The organism is Paraburkholderia sp. BL6669N2 (genome assembly GCF_003387275.1).
In the GTDB taxonomy this organism is placed as follows: Bacteria; Pseudomonadota; Gammaproteobacteria; order Burkholderiales; family Burkholderiaceae; genus Paraburkholderia.
This window is the reverse complement of sequence record NZ_QUNA01000002.1, coordinates 3,503,916-3,523,728: the sequence shown is the minus strand read 5'-3', so window position 1 is coordinate 3,523,728 and position 19,813 is coordinate 3,503,916. Positions and strand designations below refer to the sequence as shown.

At 62.7% G+C, this 19,813-nt stretch carries 19 protein-coding genes; 9 read left to right on the top strand and 10 right to left on the bottom strand.

The features are described 5' to 3' along the window. Nucleotides 1-65: 65 nt before the first annotated feature. Together B0G80_RS38310 and B0G80_RS38305 are read right to left on the bottom strand one after the other, a co-directional pair. Nucleotides 66-1,181 (bottom strand): succinylglutamate desuccinylase/aspartoacylase family protein, encoded by a 1,116-nt coding sequence (locus B0G80_RS38310; RefSeq protein ID WP_116122832.1) that lies wholly within the window; start codon nucleotides 1,179-1,181, stop codon nucleotides 66-68. A 30-nt stretch (nucleotides 1,182-1,211) separates the two neighbouring features. Continuing rightward, nucleotides 1,212-1,991, bottom strand: a complete 780-nt coding sequence (locus B0G80_RS38305; protein ID WP_116122831.1) for a transporter substrate-binding domain-containing protein — start codon at nucleotides 1,989-1,991, stop codon at nucleotides 1,212-1,214. A 123-nt stretch (nucleotides 1,992-2,114) separates the two neighbouring features. On the opposite strand from B0G80_RS38305, the gene B0G80_RS38300 reads away from it, so the two are divergent. Beyond that, complete coding sequence (locus tag B0G80_RS38300) at nucleotides 2,115-3,035, top strand: LysR substrate-binding domain-containing protein (RefSeq protein WP_116122830.1); 921 nt, start codon at nucleotides 2,115-2,117, stop codon at nucleotides 3,033-3,035. 24 nt (nucleotides 3,036-3,059) lie between these two features. Here B0G80_RS38300 and lysA read toward each other — a convergent pair whose 3' ends face one another. Further along, nucleotides 3,060-4,304, bottom strand: coding sequence for a diaminopimelate decarboxylase (gene lysA, locus B0G80_RS38295; RefSeq protein ID WP_116122829.1), 1,245 nt, complete (start codon nucleotides 4,302-4,304; stop codon nucleotides 3,060-3,062). Nucleotides 4,305-4,419: 115 nt separating this feature from the next. Here lysA and B0G80_RS38290 point away from each other — a divergent pair, with 115 nt between their 5' ends. Together B0G80_RS38290 and B0G80_RS38285 are read left to right on the top strand one after the other, a co-directional pair. After that, a complete protein-coding gene (locus B0G80_RS38290) occupies nucleotides 4,420-5,349 on the top strand; it encodes a LysR family transcriptional regulator (RefSeq protein WP_116122828.1) in 930 nt (309 codons plus the stop codon). A 176-nt stretch (nucleotides 5,350-5,525) separates the two neighbouring features. Continuing rightward, nucleotides 5,526-6,380 carry an oxidoreductase gene (locus B0G80_RS38285; RefSeq protein ID WP_116122827.1) on the top strand — a complete coding sequence of 285 codons (855 nt, stop codon included), beginning with the start codon at nucleotides 5,526-5,528 and terminating at the stop codon, nucleotides 6,378-6,380. A gap of 48 nt (nucleotides 6,381-6,428) precedes the next feature. On the opposite strand, the gene B0G80_RS47900 is transcribed toward B0G80_RS38285, so the two are convergent. From B0G80_RS47900 to B0G80_RS38245, 7 genes are all read right to left on the bottom strand, one after another. Beyond that, entirely contained in the window at nucleotides 6,429-6,845 is a 417-nt protein-coding gene (locus B0G80_RS47900; protein WP_106279073.1) for a rubredoxin, read from the bottom strand. Between the two features lie 385 nt (nucleotides 6,846-7,230). Continuing rightward, complete coding sequence (locus tag B0G80_RS38270) at nucleotides 7,231-8,451, bottom strand: aromatic ring-hydroxylating dioxygenase subunit alpha (RefSeq protein ID WP_106279075.1); 1,221 nt, start codon at nucleotides 8,449-8,451, stop codon at nucleotides 7,231-7,233. A 185-nt stretch (nucleotides 8,452-8,636) separates the two neighbouring features. After that, nucleotides 8,637-10,088 (bottom strand): glycosyltransferase family 2 protein, encoded by a 1,452-nt coding sequence (locus tag B0G80_RS38265; RefSeq protein ID WP_116122826.1) that lies wholly within the window; start codon nucleotides 10,086-10,088, stop codon nucleotides 8,637-8,639. Nucleotides 10,089-10,137: 49 nt separating this feature from the next. Beyond that, nucleotides 10,138-10,737: a cytochrome b gene (locus tag B0G80_RS38260; protein WP_116122825.1), complete on the bottom strand. Its 600-nt coding sequence runs from the start codon at nucleotides 10,735-10,737 to the stop codon at nucleotides 10,138-10,140. 376 nt (nucleotides 10,738-11,113) lie between these two features. Next, nucleotides 11,114-12,214, bottom strand: coding sequence for a cyclopropane-fatty-acyl-phospholipid synthase family protein (locus B0G80_RS38255; RefSeq protein ID WP_116122824.1), 1,101 nt, complete (start codon nucleotides 12,212-12,214; stop codon nucleotides 11,114-11,116). A gap of 64 nt (nucleotides 12,215-12,278) precedes the next feature. Then, a complete protein-coding gene (locus tag B0G80_RS38250; protein WP_116122823.1) occupies nucleotides 12,279-13,055 on the bottom strand; it encodes a DUF1295 domain-containing protein in 777 nt (258 codons plus the stop codon). A gap of 70 nt (nucleotides 13,056-13,125) precedes the next feature. Then, nucleotides 13,126-13,743 carry a lipocalin family protein gene (locus tag B0G80_RS38245; RefSeq protein ID WP_116122822.1) on the bottom strand — a complete coding sequence of 206 codons (618 nt, stop codon included), beginning with the start codon at nucleotides 13,741-13,743 and terminating at the stop codon, nucleotides 13,126-13,128. A gap of 319 nt (nucleotides 13,744-14,062) precedes the next feature. On the opposite strand from B0G80_RS38245, the gene B0G80_RS38240 reads away from it, so the two are divergent. The 6 genes from B0G80_RS38240 (at nucleotide 14,063) to B0G80_RS38215 (ending at nucleotide 19,813) form a co-directional block, all read left to right on the top strand. Further along, the gene (locus B0G80_RS38240; RefSeq protein ID WP_116122821.1) at nucleotides 14,063-15,124 is read left to right on the top strand and encodes a DMT family transporter; all 1,062 of its coding nucleotides are present in this window, start codon (nucleotides 14,063-14,065) and stop codon (nucleotides 15,122-15,124) included. A gap of 175 nt (nucleotides 15,125-15,299) precedes the next feature. Continuing rightward, nucleotides 15,300-15,503, top strand: a complete 204-nt coding sequence (locus B0G80_RS38235; RefSeq protein WP_012428862.1) for a DUF3562 domain-containing protein — start codon at nucleotides 15,300-15,302, stop codon at nucleotides 15,501-15,503. A 139-nt stretch (nucleotides 15,504-15,642) separates the two neighbouring features. Next, nucleotides 15,643-16,746 (top strand): FAD-binding oxidoreductase, encoded by a 1,104-nt coding sequence (locus B0G80_RS38230; protein ID WP_116122820.1) that lies wholly within the window; start codon nucleotides 15,643-15,645, stop codon nucleotides 16,744-16,746. A 26-nt stretch (nucleotides 16,747-16,772) separates the two neighbouring features. Beyond that, complete coding sequence (locus tag B0G80_RS38225) at nucleotides 16,773-17,192, top strand: hypothetical protein (protein WP_116122819.1); 420 nt, start codon at nucleotides 16,773-16,775, stop codon at nucleotides 17,190-17,192. 177 nt (nucleotides 17,193-17,369) lie between these two features. Further along, nucleotides 17,370-17,831, top strand: coding sequence for a GNAT family N-acetyltransferase (locus B0G80_RS38220; RefSeq protein ID WP_116123887.1), 462 nt, complete (start codon nucleotides 17,370-17,372; stop codon nucleotides 17,829-17,831). 272 nt (nucleotides 17,832-18,103) lie between these two features. Then, nucleotides 18,104-19,813: a molecular chaperone HscC gene (locus B0G80_RS38215; protein ID WP_116122818.1), complete on the top strand. Its 1,710-nt coding sequence runs from the start codon at nucleotides 18,104-18,106 to the stop codon at nucleotides 19,811-19,813.

Below are 19,813 nucleotides of genomic sequence, written 5' to 3'. Positions count from 1 at the left end.
GGTCACGCGAGACGTCCTGCACGAAACGGCGGATAGGGTTCGCGCGCCGGCCTGCATAAAAAACGTCAAGCCCCCAGCAAAACCCCGGTTCTGAAAGGGCGCGCGCCCGTCACACGCCCGAGCGGCGCGCCGGCCGTCACGAAGCGAATCGCGCGCCGCATATAAAACACACCTTCCGTGTTACTGGCAATCGTCGTGGTCTCGTCGGTGAGCGGATCGACGATATCGAACAGCGCCTGGCCGACGCGAATCGTGTCGCCGATCTTCGCGCGATGAATCAGAATCCCGCTGACAGGCGCATAGAACTGCTCGCTACCGGCGAGCGGCGTGGCCGGTGAACGCAGGTCCGGCAAAGGCCTGGCATCGAGCTTGATCGCCTTGCGCCACGCAAGATAATCGACAAGCGCGTCCGCATCTTCCTGAGCGACTTCGTAGGACACGTCGCGCTGTCCGCGGCATTCCACGGTCACTGCAATCGCACCGTGGGGCACCGGCTTATCGGCCGGCAGTTCCTGCTGCAATGTCCACCACAACAGGCTGTGCGTTTCATCGAACGATTCGCCGCCTGAATTGGTGGCAAGCAAGGACGCCTGCGCGCCGAGATAGCGCGACAACGGTTCGAACTGCGGCCACGCCGCCTCGCTGGTGTAGAGATGCATGGCCGCTTCGAGCGAACAATGCAGATCGATAATCACATCCGCATCGAACGAGAGCTTCAGCAACGCTAATTGCAGCGATTCGAACTCGGTCAATGGTTTCTGATCGGCCAGTTCGTCGGCAATCAATTGCCGCACCAGCCGCACGTTTTCGGTTGCATCTGAACCCAACGTTTCCTTGGCACGCGCGACCAATTTCGAAAACTGCGGGAAGTGGCGATTGAAATTCTTCCCGCTACCCAGATCGAATCGGCCGAGAAACTGGCCGAGCACGTATTGCCCGAGCCCGACCGGATTCGCCACCGGCACCAGCACGATTTCCGCGTTCAGCGCGCCCTGCTTTTCCAGTTCGAGCAAGCGACGTTTGAGCAGAACGGTCGTCAACATCGCAGGGGTTTCATCGGCATGCAGCGACGACTGGATATAAATCTTCTGCCCGCTATTCGCCGGGCCAAAGTGAAACGACACCAGTTCGCGGTGCGTGCCGATAGCCGGCGAGAGAAGCGGAATCGATTGCCTGTTCATGAGCGGGAGTCTGTAAAGAGAAGTCGGAAATCAATTGCCGTACGGATCGAAGTCGAAGTACTTCTTCGCGATCTGAGCGTACGTGCCGTCCTTGAGCATCGAGGCGATGGCCGCGTTAATGGAGGCCTGCACCGCGGTCTCATCCTTGCGCAAGGCGATGCCCACGCCGCGATCGCCCATCGAAAGCGGTTCGCCGACAAACGCAAAACCCTTCCCCGCCGGCGTGCGCAGGAAACCGATATCCGCTTCCACCGAGCCGAGCAATACGCCGTCCAGGCGCCCGTTCTGCAAGTCGGCGAACACCTCGTCCTGACTCTTGTACGCTACTACATGCGCGCCGAGCGGCGCCCAGTTCTTCAGTGCATAGCCCTCGAACTGCGTGCCCGATTGCACGCCGATCTGCTTGCCGGCCAGTGCATTCGTGCCGCCCGCGAGCGCTGAACCTTGCCGCGCGATCAGCCGCGATTTGAACTGGAAGAGTTTCGACGAAAACAGGATCTGCTGCTCGCGCTTCTCCGTGATCGCCATCGACGAAAGAATCGCGTCGATCTTGCGCGCCTGCAGCGCCGGAATCATCCCCGAGAATTCGAGTTCGACCCACTGGCAGCGCGCGTGGATGCGCTTGCAGATTTCGTTGCCGAGATCGACGTCGAAACCTTTGAAGCTGCCGTCGGGCGCCTTGGCGTCCATCGGCGGGTAGCTCGGGTCGATACCGAGGCGCAGCGTAGTGGGCTCAACGGCGAACGCGCCACTGCTGAACGCCAGCGCGGCGCTCAATGCGGCACTCAGGATCATCAGCGAAATTTTCATGGGAGCACGGAGTGTGGGTGGGCGGATGACGACGGAGCTATCCTATGCCGCGTCTGCGCCTCAAAGAAGTTCCATTCGGACTATCATGATCACTTTTACCGAACACCAGACTGGCGATTCCTCATGGCGTTGACGATCTCCCAACTCCGCGCGTTCACCGCCGTGGCCGAGCACGGCAGCATCCGCGCGGCTTCGCGGGCGCTCGGCATCGCGCAAAGCGGTATCACGCAGCAATTGCAGAATCTCGAATCGATGCTCGGCGCGACCCTGTTCACCCGCACGAATCGCGGCATTGCGCTGACGGCCCTGGGCCAACGGTTGTTGCAGCGCGCGGGCGCGATCATCGGCGAATGCGAACGCGCGGAGCAGGAAGTGCAGCAACTGCGCGGCGACTATGTCGGCGAGGTCACGTTCGGCATGACGACCGAACCGCTGATCGATGCCTTTGCACCAGTGCTGATGGAATTTCGCACGCGCTTCGAGCGGGTCGCGGTGCATCTGCGTACCGGCACCTCGCGCATGATGATTTCGTGGATTCGTGAAGGCACGCTGGATTTCGCGGTTGCCTTGGTGTCGAAGCATACGGATACGGCGGACCTCTCTGTCATGCCGCTGTATCCGTCCGATCCGGTGATCGTCTGCCGCCAGGGGCATCCGAAGGCTGGGGCGACCTCGCTGGCCGACCTGGTCGACTGTACATGGGTCGCCACGCGCTCGCCGAATCTTACGGACGATCCGCAAATCAATCGCCTAAACCATCTGTTCGAAAGCCACGGTCTGCCGCCGCCGAAAACCGTCGCGACGGTGGAAGGCCTGTACGAAACGCTGCACCTGGTGAGCGCGACGGATTGCTTGTCCCTCGAAGCGTCGATCGTGGTGAAGCGCGGGCCGTTTGCGAGCACGCTCACCGCTATTCCGGTGCGCGAGCGCGCGGTCGAACAGAACGTTTGCCTGCTGCAGCGCGCGGCCATTCCGCTCACGCCCGCCGCGCAGGAACTCGCGACAATGATCGTTTCGTACACGCGCACGGTGCGGGCGCGTTGAAGCGGCGTTGAAACGGCGCTCGAATCAGGTCGCCGTTTCTTCGAGCGCGAGCAATTCGTCGATAGTCTGACGCCGGCGGATCAGTCGCGGCTTGCCATTCTCCAGCAACACCTCCGGCGCAAGCGGCCGGCTGTTGTAGTTCGAGGACATCGACGCGCCATACGCGCCTGCATCGTGAAACACGATGAAGTCGCCCACTTCGGGCGTGTGTATCGAGCGGTTCGTAATGACGCCGCCTTCGGCTTGTGTGAAGACATCGCCGGCTTCGCAGAGCGGCCCGGCCACCGCGAACGAATCGACTGGCGCTTCGCTCGGTGCGCCGTCGCGCTTCAACACCGTCATCTCATGATGACTGCCGTAAAAAGACGGCCGCACGAGGTCGTTGAATCCGGCATCGACCAAAGCAAACTGCTGCGCGGGGCGTCGATTCAACGCGTGAACTTCCGCGACGAGCACGCCCGATTGCGCAACCAGAAAGCGCCCCGGCTCGATTTCCAGCCTCACGCGATGCCCGACATGCGCTTCGACCTGCCGACGCGCCGCGTCCCAGAGCCGGAAGTAATGCGCGACATCGATATCAGGCTCGCCTTCGCGATACGGCACCGACAAGCCACCGCCAGCGGAAATCGCTTCGATATCGTGGCCCAGGCCCTTCACGGCTTCGACCATCGCCTCGCAGACGCGCGACAGATGTCCATAGTCGACGCCCGAACCGATATGCATGTGCAACCCGACCAGCTTTAGCCGATAACGCCGGACCAGCTCGACCGCTTGCGGCACATCGTCGAGCCAGATGCCGTGCTTGCTATGCTCGCCGCCCGTGTTGGTCTTGTTGCTATGTCCATGACCGAAACCCGGATTGATCCGCAGCCACACGCGATGACCTTCGGGCGCATGCCGTCCTATCCGTTCGAGCATATCGAGCGAGCCCGCGTTAACCGTGATGCGGTGTTCGATCACGGTGGCAAGCGTCGCGTGATCGATCAGATCGGCGGTAAACACGACGCCTTCGGGATCGCCATCCGGCGTGAAGCCCGCCGCGAGACTGCGTTTGATTTCGCCCAGCGAAACCGCGTCGACCGTGGCCCCTTCCTCGCGCATCAGTTTGAGGATATGCAGATTCGAACAGGCTTTCTGCGCATAGCGGATCACGTCGAAGCTGCGCAATTCAGCGATACGCGTGCGAATTGCGTCAGCGTCGTAGACCCACAGCGGCGTGCCGTGCTCCCGGGCGAGTTCGACGAGTAGTTGCGGATTAAATGGCGTCACGGTTTGCGTCTCTCTTCATGTCGAAGCATTGGTATGAACGAGATGATGCTGAAAACACGCCATTCAGTAAAATACCAATTCTTCGCAAGCCCATTCACTTCTGATATACGCAATCATGGCGCTCACACATCGGCATATCGAAGTCTTCCGCGCGCTGATGACCGCGGGCAGCGTCACCAAAGCGGCCGAGATGCTGTTCACCTCGCAGCCCACGGTGAGCCGCGAACTGGCGCGCATGGAGCAGAGCATCGGCTTTGCCCTGTTCGAACGCACGAACGGCCGGCTGCGCCCCACGCTGTCCGCGCTCACCTTGTTCGACGAGATCAAGCGTGCGTATGTCGGGCTCGAACGCGTGGCGTCCACCGCCGCGAGCTTGCGAGAATTTCAGGGCGGCCAGCTTTCGGTCATCGCGTTGCCCGCGTTTTCGCATTCGATCTTGCCGGGCGCGGCGAAGCGCTTTCACGACGCGCAACCTGGCGCGAGCCTGTCGATCGCGACGCAGGAGTCGCCGTTTCTCGAGGAATGGCTGAGCGCCCAGCGCTACGACCTCGGCCTGACCGAACACGGCGCGCCGCCGGCCGGCACGCGTCTGACGCCCTTGCTCGAAGTCGATGAAGTGTGCGTGTTGCCCGATGGGCATCCGTTGCTCGGCAAGCGGGTGATCGCATTGAAGGATTTCGCCAATCAGCCGTTCATCAGCCTGTCGTCGAATGATCCATACCGGATTCAGATCGACGAGACCTTCGCGCAAGCGGGGATCGCGCGCCGCCAGATTGTCGAGACGCCTACCGCGGTGTCAGTGTGCAGCTTCGTTCGGCAAGGGCTTGGCCTCGCGATCGTCAATCCGCTGACAGCCCTCGATTTCGCGGGACGGCATCTGCATATCCGGCCGCTCGCCGTGTCGTTGCCGTTTCGCGTGAGTGTGATTCAGCCGGAGCATCGTCCGGGTCACCCGCTGGCTGCCGAGTTCGTTGGAGCGCTGCAAAGCGAAGCCGCCGCGCTGCGGCTACAATTGAAAGTCCACACCGGACGCACGCAGCAATAACGGCTTCGGTTCGCCAATCAACGCGCGCGAACAACAGCCGCATCCACCACCGAAAAAGTCCGGGCACGCTTCAAGCTAAGCACAGCAGCACACCGATTGCGAACACGAGCGGCGCACAGCGCCTTCGTGTCGCACGAGATTTCACATGTCGTAGACCATCAACAGGAGTTTCCCAAATGATGAATCGAGACAATCCCGTCTGGCTGATTACAGGATGTTCCACCGGCTTTGGCCGCGAATTGGCAAAGCTGGTGCTCGAGCGCGGCTGGCGCGCGGTAGTCACCGCACGCGATCCGTCGAAAGTGAAGGATATCGCCGAAGCGCACGGTGACCGCGCACTGGTTCTGCCACTCGATGTGACGAACCGCAAGCAGATCGACGACGTGGTGACGCAAGCTAAGCAGCGTTTCGGCCGCATCGACGCACTCGTCAACAACGCGGGTTATGGCTATCTGGCGGCGATCGAGGAAGGCGAGGACGACGAAGTCCGCGCCATGTTCGAAACCAACGTGTTCGGCCTCGTGGATATCACGAAGGCGGTCTTGCCGATCATGCGCGAGCAGCGTAGCGGTTTGATCGTCAACGTGTCGTCGATCGGCGGCATTGCGAGTTTTGCGGCGACCGGCTATTACCACGCCACCAAATACGCGGTGGAGGGTCTATCCGAATCGCTGGCGACGGAGGTGAAACCGCTCGGCATCGACGTGCTGATCGTCGAACCGGGGCCGTTCCGCACGAACTGGGCGGGCCCGTCGATCAAACAATCGGCCACGGTAATCGACGACTACGCGGCCACGGCCGGCGAGCGCCGCAAGCAGACCGAAGCGCGCAGCGGCAAGCAGGCGGGCGACCCGGTGCGCGCCGCGCAGGCCATTATCGACGCCGCACTGTCCGACACACCGCCGCTGCGCTTGCTGCTCGGCAAGATGGCGCTTGAACTCGCGCGCAAGAAACTGGACTTCATGCGCGGCGATTTCGATGCCTGGGAAGCCACCACGGTGGGCGCGGACTTTCCGGAAGGAGCGGGTTAGGCCGCGGGAGTTTCACGCATTCCGTTGACCGTTGTCCGTTGGTCGGGCTTAAAACTCGACCAGCGCGAAATCTTCCTTGCCCACGTCGCAAAGCGGGCAGCGCCAGTCTGCCGGCACGTCCGCCCAGCGTGTGCCCGCGGCGATGCCTTCTTCCGGCAAACCTGCGGCTTCGTCGTAGACCCAGCCGCAGATCACGCAGACCCATTGCTTGAAGTCATCCGCCGACGCGCCGGGATCCACGGCCGCGCTCGGCGCATCAGCCGCGTGCAACGCAGGCGTCTCATCGAGGCTTACCACTAACGGCGCGACTGTGCCAACGCCGGTCTCCGCGAGACGCGCCTGCAGGCTCTCCAGCAGCCGCTGCGCTTCGGCCTGCGTCAGGTCAATCCAGTAGGGATCGCCCGCGCCGTCGTTGAGCCGCTCAGAGGAAAACTGGATTTCTACGGCAACGCCCTTCTTGTACATGGCAAATCGGAATATCGATGAAGCCGGCAACGCGCCTCGCAAGGAAACTCCCTGCGGACGTGCCGGCATAGGCGCAAGCGTTGCGCCAGAGACTTCTCGCGGAGATTAGACGAGCTGGTTCAGCACGATCGCGGCGATCAGGCCGGCGGCGCCGATGAGGCCCAGCAATTGCAGCAGCGTGAGGGATTTACGGGGTGCGGTAGGGATTTGTTGCGTAGTCACGGGCTATTCTTGAAGATTGGAAAAAGCGAAATGGTACACGGGTCTGCGGCCGGCGCATGTCGAATAGCGCAAACCGCCGTGCATTAGCTGCCATTATCGCTGCTCGATCGCCTTGAATTCCCTACCGTCCGGAGATGGATAAATTCCCCCCGGAGAGGAAAGGTCAGCTCTTCGCCAATGGGCTGCCGCGGCGCGAATCCCAGAAGCGGATCACGGCCGTGTCGCCCGTGCCGGCGCCCACCACTTGATCCGGCGCGCCGTTCTCGCGCAGCAACGCGCGCAAATCGTTGATGACCGGAAACACCTCGTGATTCCAATCCGCGCCTTGCGAATCGTGGGCGCGCTGTTCGGCTTCGACGATCTCGCGGTCTTCCTTGAAAATGCGCTCGGTGAACCACACCAGCAGCGGCCATGCGAGATTCAACACGCCGGGAATGCCCGGTTTGCGAATCGACAGCAGCCCGAACGTGCGGTTGGTGCGTTGCTCGCGATCGAGCGGCACGTAGATGATCCACAGATTCATCACCAGCGTCTGCTCGGACGTGCGGATCTGCAGCGTCTGATACGGATACTCGGTGCGGATCGTCATCACGTCCTTGTCGTTGTCGCCCCCGGTTTTACGACTCTGGCCGAACACGATCGCTTCGCCGATCGGCTGCTGGCCGGCCATGCGCGCGAACGTGTAATCGACTTCGACCCAGCCCTCGCCGCGCCGCCGGCCGAGCGAGCGCGCCCGCATCTGCCCCATCTGCTTGCGATGCAGAAACTGATGGTTCATGTCCATCAGGTTCTCGTGCATGAACGAGTAATGGCAATTCACCGGACGGCCGAAGCGGCGCGTCTTGTACTTCTTGTCCGAGACCGACGCGAGGTCGGGCAACGGTCGTTGTTCGGCCAGCGCGGCATCGCCGGGAAAAACGAAAATCAGGCCTTCGATCTCGCGGCACGGATAAGAGCGCACGCCGTTCGGCAGACGCTCGCGGCCCAGGTACGGCACGTCGACGCACTTGCCCGAGCAGTCGTAAGTCCAGCCGTGGTAGCCGCAGCGGATCGATTCGCCATCCACCACGCCCTGATGCAACGGCACCTGACGATGCGCGCAGCGGTCCTCCAGCGCGAACACCTTGCCCGATTCCGTGCGCGCCAGCACGATCGGGTCGCCCGCGAACGTCACACCATGCGTCTTGCCCCGCTTCACCTCGTGCGACCACGCCAGCGGATACCAGTAGTCCGGGTGAATACCGACGCGGCGCAGATCGCGCACCGGTGCGTCGTTGGCGGCCTGGCCCGGCGCGTGAGCCGGTTTCTGCGATGCGGCCTGGGCAGGCGACGCATCGACGGTTACATCGACGGTGTCTTGTTCTAGCGGGGGAACAGCATGCATAGGTGGCTCTCCGTGCACGGGCGGATAGAAGGTAGCCGCCCGGCAAATTGCGGGCGGCATCGTCGCCAGTCTACTAGAACCCGACGCCGTATGGGTTCGAGGACCGCGCAGCGGCCCGCGGCGGCGCCTGCCCACGCAAGCGCGCCGCCCGGCTCCCCACCTTCCCGAAGAGATGACGCGCCGCGTCAGCTCTCGTCGTGCGCCACCAGTCCCGAGCGGCGCTGCACGCCCCACGACCGGCCGCCGCGCAGGAAATGCAGCCAGCCGAGCGCCGCGCCCACGTGCCGCACCAGCTGAAACGTGAACGGCTCGGCGACCGCCGCGAGCATCGCCATCCATAAACTGGAGCCGGTGCGCTCGCCGGTCCAGCGCCGGTACAGATGGATGCTCCACAGATAGAACGCGAGGTCGATCGCCGTTTTCAGACCGATTACGCTGAAGATCGACACGACGATCGCACCATGTCCGCCGAACACAAAGGCGAGCAGCAGCGCGAACGCGGTGAGGCCGTAGATCGGCTGCATGGTGTCGATCGCCTTGACCGGCAGCATCAGCATGCCGAGCGTGCCGTAGCGCGGATTGCCGGTCATGTCGCGGTTCCAGTACTGCGTCTGCAGGAAGCCCGCGAACCAGCGGCGGCGTTGACGCAGAAAGCTGGCGAGGTTGTCCGGCGCGTCGGTGCGGGCACGCGCGTCGCCGACCACGCGCACGTCCCAGCCGAGGTCATGGTCGACCGAATAGCGGCGCAGCCGGTGAATCAGTTCGTAGTCTTCGACGAGACACTGCGGATCGAAGCCGCCCACGTCCACCAGCGCATCGCGCTTGAACGACGCGAAGGCGCCCGAGATCAGCAGCAGACTGTCCGCACGCATCCACGCGAAACGGGCGATGAAGTTGCGCATGTACTCGTAAGTCTGGAACCACTCGAATACGCGCCCCGACATCGACTTGCCGCACACCGGCACCAGAATGCCCGCCGCGGCGACCAGCTTCGGCTCGCTCGCGAAAGCGGCGCGCATGGCGTAGGTGGCGTCGTCGTCGAGCAAGGTGTCGGCGTCGACCGTCATGACGGTTTCCGTGGTCATCACGGTGATCGCGGCATTCAGCGCGCGAGCCTTGCCGCCGTGCGGCACGCGCAGCCAGAACAGATTCGGATACAGCGCGCTCGGCGCGCTCAGCACGCCGTCGGCGGCGGCGGTGAGGCCGAAGCGCTCGGTGAGCAGTTCGCGGGTCGCGTCGGTGGAACCGTCGTCGGCAATGACGATTTGCGCCGGCCCATGCGTTTGCCGCAGCAGCGCGGCGAGCGTTACCGGCAGCACCGTCGCTTCGTTATGCGACGCGACGATCACGCCCATGCTCGGCAAGCTGCGCCGTTCGAAGTCCGGTTCGAGCGGCGGCGCACGCCGCATCAACGGCAGTGTTTTCCACGTGACGAACGCCAGCAGCAAGGTGTCGTACACCACGTAGGCGATACCCGTCGACCATGCCAGCGCGCCCTGCAGAAAGAAGGCGCGCGCGAACAACAGCAGCCACACGACAACGACACTCAGATGAATCAGCGTGCTCAGCGGCGTCGTGCGACGCGGCACGATGCGCGGCGAAGCGAGAGCGAGGGCCTGTTCCAGGGTTTTCTTCAAAATGACTGCCGGGTTTGTCGATGTTGCGGTTGATAGGTGAAGGCTGCGCTCACGGCACCATGCGCTTGAGAACCGACTTACGATCGATCCACTGATGCTTCAACGCGCCGCCGATATGCATGGCCAGCAGCGCATAGAGCGCGTAGCCAAGCCAGGTATGCAAGGCGCCGAAACGGTCGTGCAAGGTCTCCTTGAGCGCCGGATCGAGGTTCATCACGTAGCCGATACGCGGCCATGGAAACAGATTGAACAGGTGCATGGGGTGCGTCGCCGCGTCTTTCCACGCGGAATCGTGCAGCCAGCCGGACAGCGGCAGTGCAATCATCAGCAGGTAGAGCAGAAAATGCGCGACGTGCGCGGCAATCTTTTCCCACGACGGAAACTCGCGCGGCAACGGCGGCGGCTTGTGCGACACGCGCCACAAAATGCGCATGAGCGCGAGACCGAGCACCGTGATGCCGATCGACTTATGGGTGTCGACCACCGGGCGCACCCAGTCGTCCGGCAACGAATCCGCGCTCAGGCCGAGCACGACGTTGCCGATCATCAGCAGCGCGATGAGCCAGTGCAGCACCATGGCCGTGCGGGTATAGCGCGATGGCACGGGCGTGCCGGTCGAATCGGTCAAAGAGTCTGCGTGCGTGTTCATGTTTATTCCGTCCGCAGCGGCATGGCTGCGAAAGCTGTTTGAAAATCCGGCAATGCAATAGCACATCCAGATGCGCCGCAGTATAGACAAACGCCCCAGTGTGACGCTTTATTCCACCAGGTGCTTAAAACTATGTTTCAGATTATTTCCTGCGCGCGGGGGTTGAGCAGGAACGTTGCACACTAAACGTGCGGCGACTCATGCCGCGCCGCGACAGCGGCGCTGCCGGCTCGGTGCATTCGCTGAGCGAGCCATTGGTTGCATTCGCATCCAGTCAGAGGCGATGCCAAGGGGGCGGTTGCGGTAACGGGTGAACGACCAGCGGAATGCCAATGTCGTTGCTGCGGGATGCGTCCGGGAACCAGCGGGCCGCCGTCTAGCGCTTGACGAACCGATAGTGCCCGACGCCCCATTCGCTGCCATGCGCGTAGCCGAACAGCTCGGCCACGGCCATATAGAACATGCGCCACCGTTGCAGCCACACTGCCGCGTCGCGCGCGCCGTAGGTATCGGCGAGCATCGGCATCACCCGGTCACGCGCCGCGTCGAGCGCGGCAAGCCAATGATTCGCCGTGCGCTCGTAATGCGTGCCGCCCACCCACCACTGCCGCTCCACGCGTAGATCGTCCTGGAAATTGAGCAGCAGCGCTTCCGACGGCATCGTGCCGCCGGTGAAGAAGTACTTCGACATCCAGTCGCTGCTGTCCTCCACCTGGAAGTGATATGCAAGCGTGCGATGCGCGAAGATATGCACGAACAGCTTCGCGTCGTCGCGCATCCAGCGCGCGATTTTCGCGAGCAGCAGGCCATAGTTCTTCATATGCTCGAACATCTCGATCGACACCACGCGGTCGAAACCGCGGCCAAGCTGTGCTTCGTCGAATTCGAAATTGACGATGTTGCCCGTCACCACCGAGAGGTTGTGCAAACCTGCCTGCGCCGCGCGCGCTTCGATGAACGCACGCTGCCCATGCGAGTTCGATAGCGCGACGACCCGCGCATTCGGATAACGCGCCGCCAGCCATAAACACAGCGAACCCCAGCCGCAACCGAGGTCGAGAATCCGCTGACCGTCGGCAAGTTCCGCGCGCTCGGCATAGCGTTCGAGCATGGCCGCTTCGGCTTGCGCGAGCGTCTCGTCACCGGTCGGATACAGGCAACACGAGTACTTCAGATGCGGCCCGAGATGCGCGTGAAAGAACGACGCCGGCACCTCGTAATGCTGCGAGTTGGCGGCTTGCGTTTCAATGGCGATCGGGTTCGCACGCAGATCATCGAGCAGACGGTTGAGCCGTTGCGCGCGCAACTCGCCGTTGTCGGCCGCTTCGTCGCGCAAACGCCGACGCATTAACTGACGCATGCCGAAGCGGATCACGCTGTCCGGCAGCCAGCCGCGTTCGCAGCTTCGAATGAGCCAGCCGTCACTGGGCTCGGCAGGCGATGGCGGCAGGGTGTGGTCGGTGGTGGATAGGCTCATGAGGGCTGACTCCCTGTCGTTATTCTGGACTTTTTGAATGCGCGCGTGCGCCGTGGTCGCGTGTTCAACTCCGCGGCGGCCACGGAATCAGCGCGCTGGTGGTGCGCATGTATTCGGCGTAACCGGGACGCCGTTTTGCCATGCTTTCTTCGAGCAGCGGAATGCCGGAGAGCTTCAGCAACAGAAACGCCATCAGCACCGGCGGCAGCAGCGTGAACCAGGCCCACGGCGTGCCGATCGACAACGCGATATAAGCCAGCCAATGCACGCATTCGAAGAAGTAGTTCGGATGCCGCGAGTAACGCCACAAGCCGGCGCGGCACACCGCGTCGCGATTGGCCGCATCGGCCCTGAAGCTTTGCAACTGGCGGTCGGCCATGGCTTCGCCAGCCACGGAGACGATCCACACCACGACGGCCAGCACGACCCAACCAACAGCCGGCGCCGTGCCGCGGTAGGACGGCACGAGAAACGCGATCGACAGCAACATCGAAATAACGACTTGCAACTGGAAGAACCAGAACATCCTGCTCGCCGCCTTGTCGCCCCATTCTTCTCGAAAGCGGTGATAGCGCGCGTCTTCGGGCTTGCCGGCGTTGCGTTTCCACAGATGCGTGCCCAGCCGCACGCCCCAGATCAAACCGCCGAGCGCGGTCAACGCGCGCGCGTCGGGGTCGCCGGTGCCGAGCACCGCGTAGAGCACCGCCACGACGCCGAGCGAATAAGCCCAGACGGGATCGACCATGCCGGCGTTTTCGCTCTTCAACTGCCACGCCCAGACCGCGCTGAAAATCGCGACGAGTCCGACCAAGGCAATCACGGCAGTGGCAAGTGGCGGCATGATTTCTTCGTTCAATGGCGATACGGGTTATACGCCGCGGCGGTGGTATCGGATGCGCACGGCGCGCCCGCTAGTCCTTGTCGCCCGGCGAGGCGAAGCCCGGCTTGCCCAACTGATCCGGCCGCTGCGGCACACGCCTGAAACGCGACGTGTCGTAGCCCATCGCATCGAGCCGGGCAAGCAAGGCCCGATACGTGTCGTCGCTCATGTCCGGCGCACGCGAAAAAATCCAGCCGAGGTTTTTGCCAGGGTAGCCGAGGATCGTGTAGCGAAAGTCGGGGTCGACATAAAGCGTCAGTTGCGTCACGTGGATGGGCCAGAACAACTGCACGCTCCACTCGCCGCCGTCTTTACCGGGCACGGGCGTATCGAGAAACTGGTAGTGTTTTTCCTCGGCGTCGAAGCGCTTCTTGCGGGCGTAGTACGAGTCGTCGATCTTGCCGTCCGCGCGTAGCGTCCATTCGGCGCGGCTCGCCACCATGTCGCGCTCGGCGAAATACGGAATGTTCGCGATGATGTACCAGCGACCCATATAGCGCGGCAAGTCGACGGGCACGGTGGAAAGCGGTTCGCTCGCACGCGGGTTGGGATTGGGCGGATTGTTGGAACAGGCCGCGAGCGATAACAGCAGCACCGACGCCATAGCAGTGGCGGCGGCAGTGGCAACGGCATAGACGACTCGGCGCATGGCGGCGGCCTCGAACGTGTGGCGGCAATAAACGTACTACGTTCGACAGGGCTGTCTGGATGCGCGCAGCGCCCATGAGTCGACACGGCTGATTCGCGCCAGGGCACACAGCCACCCGCAAACGGTGCTCGCCGACAAGTTCGCGCACGCGCGACCGTTGCGGTGCTCTGGCCGTCCAGGCGGTCACACCTGAACTGCACGCTTTAATAACGCTATTGACCGACCTGCCGCTCAGCACCGCTTTACGCCAGGCTTACAAGCGGCGCGAGCCGGTTAGCGTTATCGTGTCCGCAACGTCTGCTCCCACGTCAATTCCGTCATGTCGATCCGCATCAACGCCCCGTTCACCGCCTTGCTTGCCGCCGCCCTCTTCGGCGCGACGACGCCGGTCGCCAAAGCGTTGCTCGGCTCGCTCTCGCCGTTCCTGCTTGCCGGACTGTTCTACCTCGGCAGCGGCTGCGGCCTTGCCGCGGTGATGCTCGCGCGCCGGCTAAAAGGCGGCGGCGGGCAGCCGGCCGGCCACAGCCCTTTCCCGGTCCGCGAAATCCCTTGGCTGACCGGCGCGATCGCGGCCGGCGGCGTCGCAGGACCCGCTTTATTGATGCTCGGTTTGCAAACGACACCGGCCGCCACCGGTTCGCTGCTGCTGAATCTGGAAGGCGTATTCACCGCGCTGATCGCGTGGATCGTGTTTCGCGAGAACGTCGACGTGCAGGTATTCCTCGGCATGGCCGCGATTGTCGCGGGCGGCGTGGCGCTGTCCTGGCATCCAGGCGCGGCGGGATTGCCGCCGGGCACCCTGCTGCTGGCCGGCGCCTGCGCGTGCTGGGCCGTGGACAACAATCTCACGCGCAAGGTGTCGGCGCACGACGCGATGTTCATTGCCTGCATAAAAGGACTGGTGGCCGGTGCGGTCAATGTGGCGCTCGCGCTCACCCTCGGCGCCGCATGGCCGAAGCTCTCGACGGTCGCGCTCGCCATGCTCACCGGCTTTGCCGGCTACGGCGTGAGCCTGGTGCTGTTCGTGGTCGCGCTGCGCAATCTCGGCACCGCGCGGACCGGCGCTTATTTCTCGGTTGCGCCGCTATTCGGCGTGACCCTGTCATGGCTGCTATGGCCGGAACTGCCGCAGCCGCTCTTCTGGGTCGCCGCCGCGTTGATGACGCTCGGCGTGTGGCTGCACATTCGCGAACGTCATGAACATCCGCACACGCACGATCCGCTCGAGCATTCGCATCGTCACCGGCACGACGCGCATCACCAGCACGAGCATGATTTCGCGTGGGACGGCGACGAGCCGCATACCCATCCGCACCGCCATGCACCCATGACGCACGCGCATGCGCATTTCCCGGACATCCATCACCGGCACACGCATTGATTTTTGGCTCGGCCACGCTGCGCGGGCATTCGCTGCATCGCAAGACAAAAATCTTTCTGAAAAAAAATCAGCCGATAGGCCGATTCAATTGGCATCGCCGCGCATCGCATCCTGTAATGAAACTCCTGTCGTACACGTGTCACCGTTTAACCCGCCTGCACCTTTGGAGAGATCTATGTCGCAGCCCGAGCCCAATGTAGACGAATTAGTGAAAAGCATCGCCGAGGAAACGGACACGCCGGCGGAAACCGTTTCGAAGATGTACGCGGATACCTTGGCCAGCTATCGGCACGACGCGCGTGTATTCGACTACGTGCCGCTCTTTGCCGCGAAAAAAGTACGCAACCAGCTTCGCGACAATTCGAATCGCAAACACTGATACGGCGGCGCGCGGAGACCAACGCCTGCTGAATCGCTTATTCGCCTCGACCGACCCGCGCGAAAATTCACATAACGCGCACTGAATTTTTTCCCGCTGATAGACTCTGGCCCAGAACCATCGACTCGGGGGAGTTGGCATGCGGGTAACAATCGTAGGTGCGGGCATCGCCGGTTTGAGCACGGCATGGTCGCTCTCGAAACAGGGACATGACATCACACTAATCGAGCAGGGCTCGATTCCAAATCCACTCGCCGCGTCGGGCGACCGGCATCGCATGATTCGTCGCGCATACGGCGATGCAGACGGTTACGCGCGAAACATCGAAGAGGCGTTCGATAGCTGGGACCTGCTATGGAACGATCTCGGCGTGTCCCATTACGCAAATTGCGGAGTGCTCGGCATTTCGCAATTCGCAGGCGATGGCGCCGAACAGTTCCGCACCGGCCTCGACCGGATGGGATTCGAGTACGAACGGCTCGAACCGCTCGAGGCTGCGGCGCGCTATCCGTTTCTCGACCCGGTCACGTTTCGTTACGCTTACCTCGATCACGACGGCGGCGCACTATTCAGCGAACGCATTGCGCGCGACATGAAGGCGTGGCTCAAGATGCGCGGTGCCCACATTCGCGTGCACACCAAGGTGCACGCGGTCGATCCGAAGACCGCTTCCGTGCGACTCGATAATGACGAGATCGTGCGCGCCGACCGGCTCGTAGTCACCGCGGGCGCGTGGACGCCGCAACTGTTTCCCGCGCTTACCGAAAACCTCATGACGTATCGCAACACCGTCGCTTATCTGGAGCCTCCTGTAGATCTGGAAGACGCATGGTCGAAGGCGCCCGCGATCGTCGACATCGGCGGCGCGAGCGACGGCTATGTACTGCCGCCGCTCGACGGCATTGGTCTGAAGTTTGGCGCCGGCATCAATAAATCGCTCACGCCGGATCCCGAGGCGAATCGCGTCGCGGCGCCCGGTGAGGGCGACCGTTTGCGGCGGCTGTTTTCGCCGCCGTTCAGCCGGATCGACGAATATACGGTATCCGAAGTAAAAACGTGCGCGTACACGTTCACGGCGGATAAGCGGTTCTTTTCGAAGCGCATCGGCAACACGTTGATCGTGTCGGCTTGCTCCGGACACGGCTACAAATTCGGCGCAGCTGTGGGACGGCGAATCGCGGAGACGCTGGAGACCGACGACGACGCCACGCTCACGCGCTGGCTCAGAGCCGAGACGGTCTGAACGATCGCTTTTACTCGTACGTAACGATGGTTGACGCCAACGCATTGTTTATCCCGCAGCAGGACAGCATCGACGAAACCGCGATGACGCTTGCCGCGCTCGCCTGCATCGACGGCTTTACCGCCTGCTTCAACGCACGCGATCTCGACGGCATGGACGCGCATTTGCACTTTCCGCACGTCATTCTTTCGGGCGAACAACTGGTGATCTGGGAACGGCCGGGCCAATTGCCCGCCAGCTTCTTCGACGATCTGACGCGCGACACCGGCTGGCATCACACCGCGTATCAGGAAAAGCACGCGGTGCTGGTGAGCCCGCGCAAAGTGCACCTGCGCGTGGTGTATTCGCGCAATCGCGCAGACGGTTCGGTCATCACGCTGCATCGCAATGTCTGGATCGTGACGTGGCAGGACGGGCGCTGGGGTATCAAGCAGCGGTCGTACTGAGTGCGGCTTGCTATCCATTTGCATAGGGGCTGCTGCGGCACCGCGCTCCACATTCGACATCAGCAGCCCATCGTCCACGCGTGGCTCCATATTCAGGCCGTACCGTGGAGCTAACAATGGTGCGTCGAATTTCTTATGCTGACGGATTGGCAGTCTTCACTCAACAAGGAACCGCACATGTCCGATCCGATTCAGATCCGCCCCGTCGTCCCCGGTGACTTCGACGCATGGCTGCCGCTCTGGGACGCTTACAACGCGTTCTACGGCCGCTCGGGCGAAACCGCGTTGCCGCGCGAGATCACGCAAATTACGTGGGAACGTTTCTTCGATGGCTACGAGCCGATGCATGCGATGGTCGCCGAACGCGACGGCCAGTTGCTCGGCCTCGTGCATTTCCTGTATCACCGTCACACGACGATGAAAGGACCGATCTGCTACCTGCAAGACCTGTACACGCTCGACAGCGAGCGCGGCAAGGGCGTCGGCCGCGCGTTGATTGAAGCGGTGTATGAGCGCGCCAAAGCCGATGGCTCGCAACGCGTTTACTGGCAGACCCACGAAACGAATCAGACGGCGATGAAGCTCTACGACAAGGTTGCGGACCGCTCAGGCTTCGTGGTGTATCGCAAAGCGTTGTGATGCCGCGCCGCGGGCTCGCGTAGCACGCTTGCCGCTCGTTTTGCCGCGCCGCGCGGCGCGTCGCCCACTTATCTCCGACCTTCACGCGGCCACCATGCGCCACGCATTGTCCAGTTCGATTCTCGCCGCCTTCCAGACCCGCGCCGCTCAAGTTTTGCGCGCGGTCTGCCGTTATCGCCATTGGACGGAGCTACACCCGGCTCCATGCGGTTCATCGGCGAAAACTTGGGCGATCTCCTCATGGAGGGGCGCAAACGAATCGGACACTGTACATGCCTTCGATCATCGGCATCGACCTTGGAACCACCCACAGTCTCGTGGCAATCTGGCGCGACGACCGCGCCGTGCTCATCCCGAACGCGTTAGGCGAGACGTTCACGCCCTCGTGCGTCTCCATCGACGACGATGGCTCGATTCTCGTCGGCAGACCCGCTCATGACCGCTTGCATACGCATCCCGAGCGCACCGCCGCCAACTTCAAGCGCTATATGGGCACAAGCCGCACCGTGCCGCTCGGCCCGCAAACGCTGCGTCCCGAAGAGTTGTCCTCGCTGGTGCTCAAGTCGTTGAAGGCCGATGCCGAAGCCTTTCTCGGCGCACCGATCAGCGACGCCGTGATCGCCGTACCCGCTTATTTCAGCGACGCGCAACGCAAAGCCACGCGCATCGCCGGCGAACTCGCAGGCCTGAATGTACTGCGCCTCGTCAACGAACCGACCGCCGCCTCGCTTGCGTATGGCGTGCATCAACGCGATAGCGAGCGCAAGTTTCTGATCTTCGATCTGGGCGGCGGCACCTTCGACGTCTCCGTGCTCGACTTCTTCGAAGGCGTGATGGAAGTGCGCGCCAGCACCGGCGACAATTTTCTGGGCGGCGAAGACTTCACCGATGCATTGGTCGAGTTGTTCTGCCAGCGCAACGGCCTCAAGCTCCAGTCGCTCGCGCCGATTGCCGCGCAACGGCTGCATCAGCAGGCCGAACGTGCGAAACGTCAGCTTACGCAGAACGGCGTCGACAGTGTCACGCTTGAACTTTCGATCGGCGACCGTGATCACGCGCTCGAACTCGACGCGGCCGCCGCGGAGCGCACTTGCGAGCATTTGCTGCAGCGACTGCGCAAACCGGTGGAACGCGCATTGCGCGATTCGAAAATCGCCGTCGCCGCGCTCGATGAAATCATCCTGGTCGGCGGTGCGTCGCGCATGCCGATGGTCCGCAAGCTCGTCTCGAAGATGTTCGGCCGCCTGCCCGCCGGACATCTGAATCCGGACGAAGTGGTCGCGCTCGGCGCGGCGGTACAGGCCGGGCTCGTCGGACGCGACGCCGGACTCGACGAAATGGTGTTGACCGATGTCGCGCCCTACAGCCTCGGCATCGACACGGCCATGCAGGTCGGTCCGGCTCAGTTCGTGCCGGGTCACTTTCTGCCGATCATCGAACGCAATACGATCGTGCCGGTGAGCCGTATGCAGCGCATTTTCACGGTGCGCGACCGTCAGCAGATGCTCAGCATCAAGGTGTTTCAGGGCGAAGCGCGCTTGACCGCGGATAACGTCGCGCTGGGCGAATTCACGCTCGAAGTGCCGCTCAAAGCAGCGGGCGAAGCTGGCGCGGATGTGCGTTTCACCTACGACATCAACGGCGTGCTGGAAGTCGAAGCCACGGCGTTTCCGGGTGGCGTAAAGCGCGCGATGGTGATCGAAGAAAACCCCGGCGTGATGACGCCGGAAGAAATCCGCCAGCGTCTCGCGGCGTTGAGCGCGCTGAAGATTCACCCTCGCGATCAACTCGAGAACCGGACGCTGTTGACGCGCGCCGACCGTGTCTATGAAGAAACGCTCGGCGACCATCGGCAATATCTGGCGGCGCATATCGCTCGCTTCCAGGCGCTGATCGAGCGCCAGAATACCGATGAAATCGCGCAGGCGCGCGGTGAACTGAGCGCGCTGCTGGATCGCTTCGATGTACATGTGACTTACTGA

What these genes read in the sequence shown, in the direction of transcription:
- B0G80_RS38310 (WP_116122832.1), bottom strand. Translation starts at nt 1,181, where the DNA reads ATGAACAGGCAATCGATTCCGCTTCTCTCGCCGGCTATCGGCACGCAC.
- B0G80_RS38305 (WP_116122831.1), bottom strand. Translation starts at nt 1,991, where the DNA reads ATGAAAATTTCGCTGATGATCCTGAGTGCCGCATTGAGCGCCGCGCTG.
- B0G80_RS38300 (WP_116122830.1), top strand. Translation starts at nt 2,115, where the DNA reads ATGGCGTTGACGATCTCCCAACTCCGCGCGTTCACCGCCGTGGCCGAG.
- B0G80_RS38290 (WP_116122828.1), top strand. Translation starts at nt 4,420, where the DNA reads ATGGCGCTCACACATCGGCATATCGAAGTCTTCCGCGCGCTGATGACC.
- B0G80_RS38285 (WP_116122827.1), top strand. Translation starts at nt 5,526, where the DNA reads ATGATGAATCGAGACAATCCCGTCTGGCTGATTACAGGATGTTCCACC.
- B0G80_RS47900 (WP_106279073.1), bottom strand. Translation starts at nt 6,845, where the DNA reads ATGTACAAGAAGGGCGTTGCCGTAGAAATCCAGTTTTCCTCTGAGCGG.
- B0G80_RS38270 (WP_106279075.1), bottom strand. Translation starts at nt 8,451, where the DNA reads ATGCATGCTGTTCCCCCGCTAGAACAAGACACCGTCGATGTAACCGTC.
- B0G80_RS38260 (WP_116122825.1), bottom strand. Translation starts at nt 10,737, where the DNA reads ATGAACACGCACGCAGACTCTTTGACCGATTCGACCGGCACGCCCGTG.
- B0G80_RS38255 (WP_116122824.1), bottom strand. Translation starts at nt 12,214, where the DNA reads ATGAGCCTATCCACCACCGACCACACCCTGCCGCCATCGCCTGCCGAG.
- B0G80_RS38250 (WP_116122823.1), bottom strand. Translation starts at nt 13,055, where the DNA reads ATGCCGCCACTTGCCACTGCCGTGATTGCCTTGGTCGGACTCGTCGCG.
- B0G80_RS38245 (WP_116122822.1), bottom strand. Translation starts at nt 13,743, where the DNA reads ATGCGCCGAGTCGTCTATGCCGTTGCCACTGCCGCCGCCACTGCTATG.
- B0G80_RS38240 (WP_116122821.1), top strand. Translation starts at nt 14,063, where the DNA reads ATGTCGATCCGCATCAACGCCCCGTTCACCGCCTTGCTTGCCGCCGCC.
- B0G80_RS38235 (WP_012428862.1), top strand. Translation starts at nt 15,300, where the DNA reads ATGTCGCAGCCCGAGCCCAATGTAGACGAATTAGTGAAAAGCATCGCC.
- B0G80_RS38230 (WP_116122820.1), top strand. Translation starts at nt 15,643, where the DNA reads ATGCGGGTAACAATCGTAGGTGCGGGCATCGCCGGTTTGAGCACGGCA.
- B0G80_RS38225 (WP_116122819.1), top strand. Translation starts at nt 16,773, where the DNA reads ATGGTTGACGCCAACGCATTGTTTATCCCGCAGCAGGACAGCATCGAC.
- B0G80_RS38220 (WP_116123887.1), top strand. Translation starts at nt 17,370, where the DNA reads ATGTCCGATCCGATTCAGATCCGCCCCGTCGTCCCCGGTGACTTCGAC.
- B0G80_RS38215 (WP_116122818.1), top strand. Translation starts at nt 18,104, where the DNA reads ATGCCTTCGATCATCGGCATCGACCTTGGAACCACCCACAGTCTCGTG.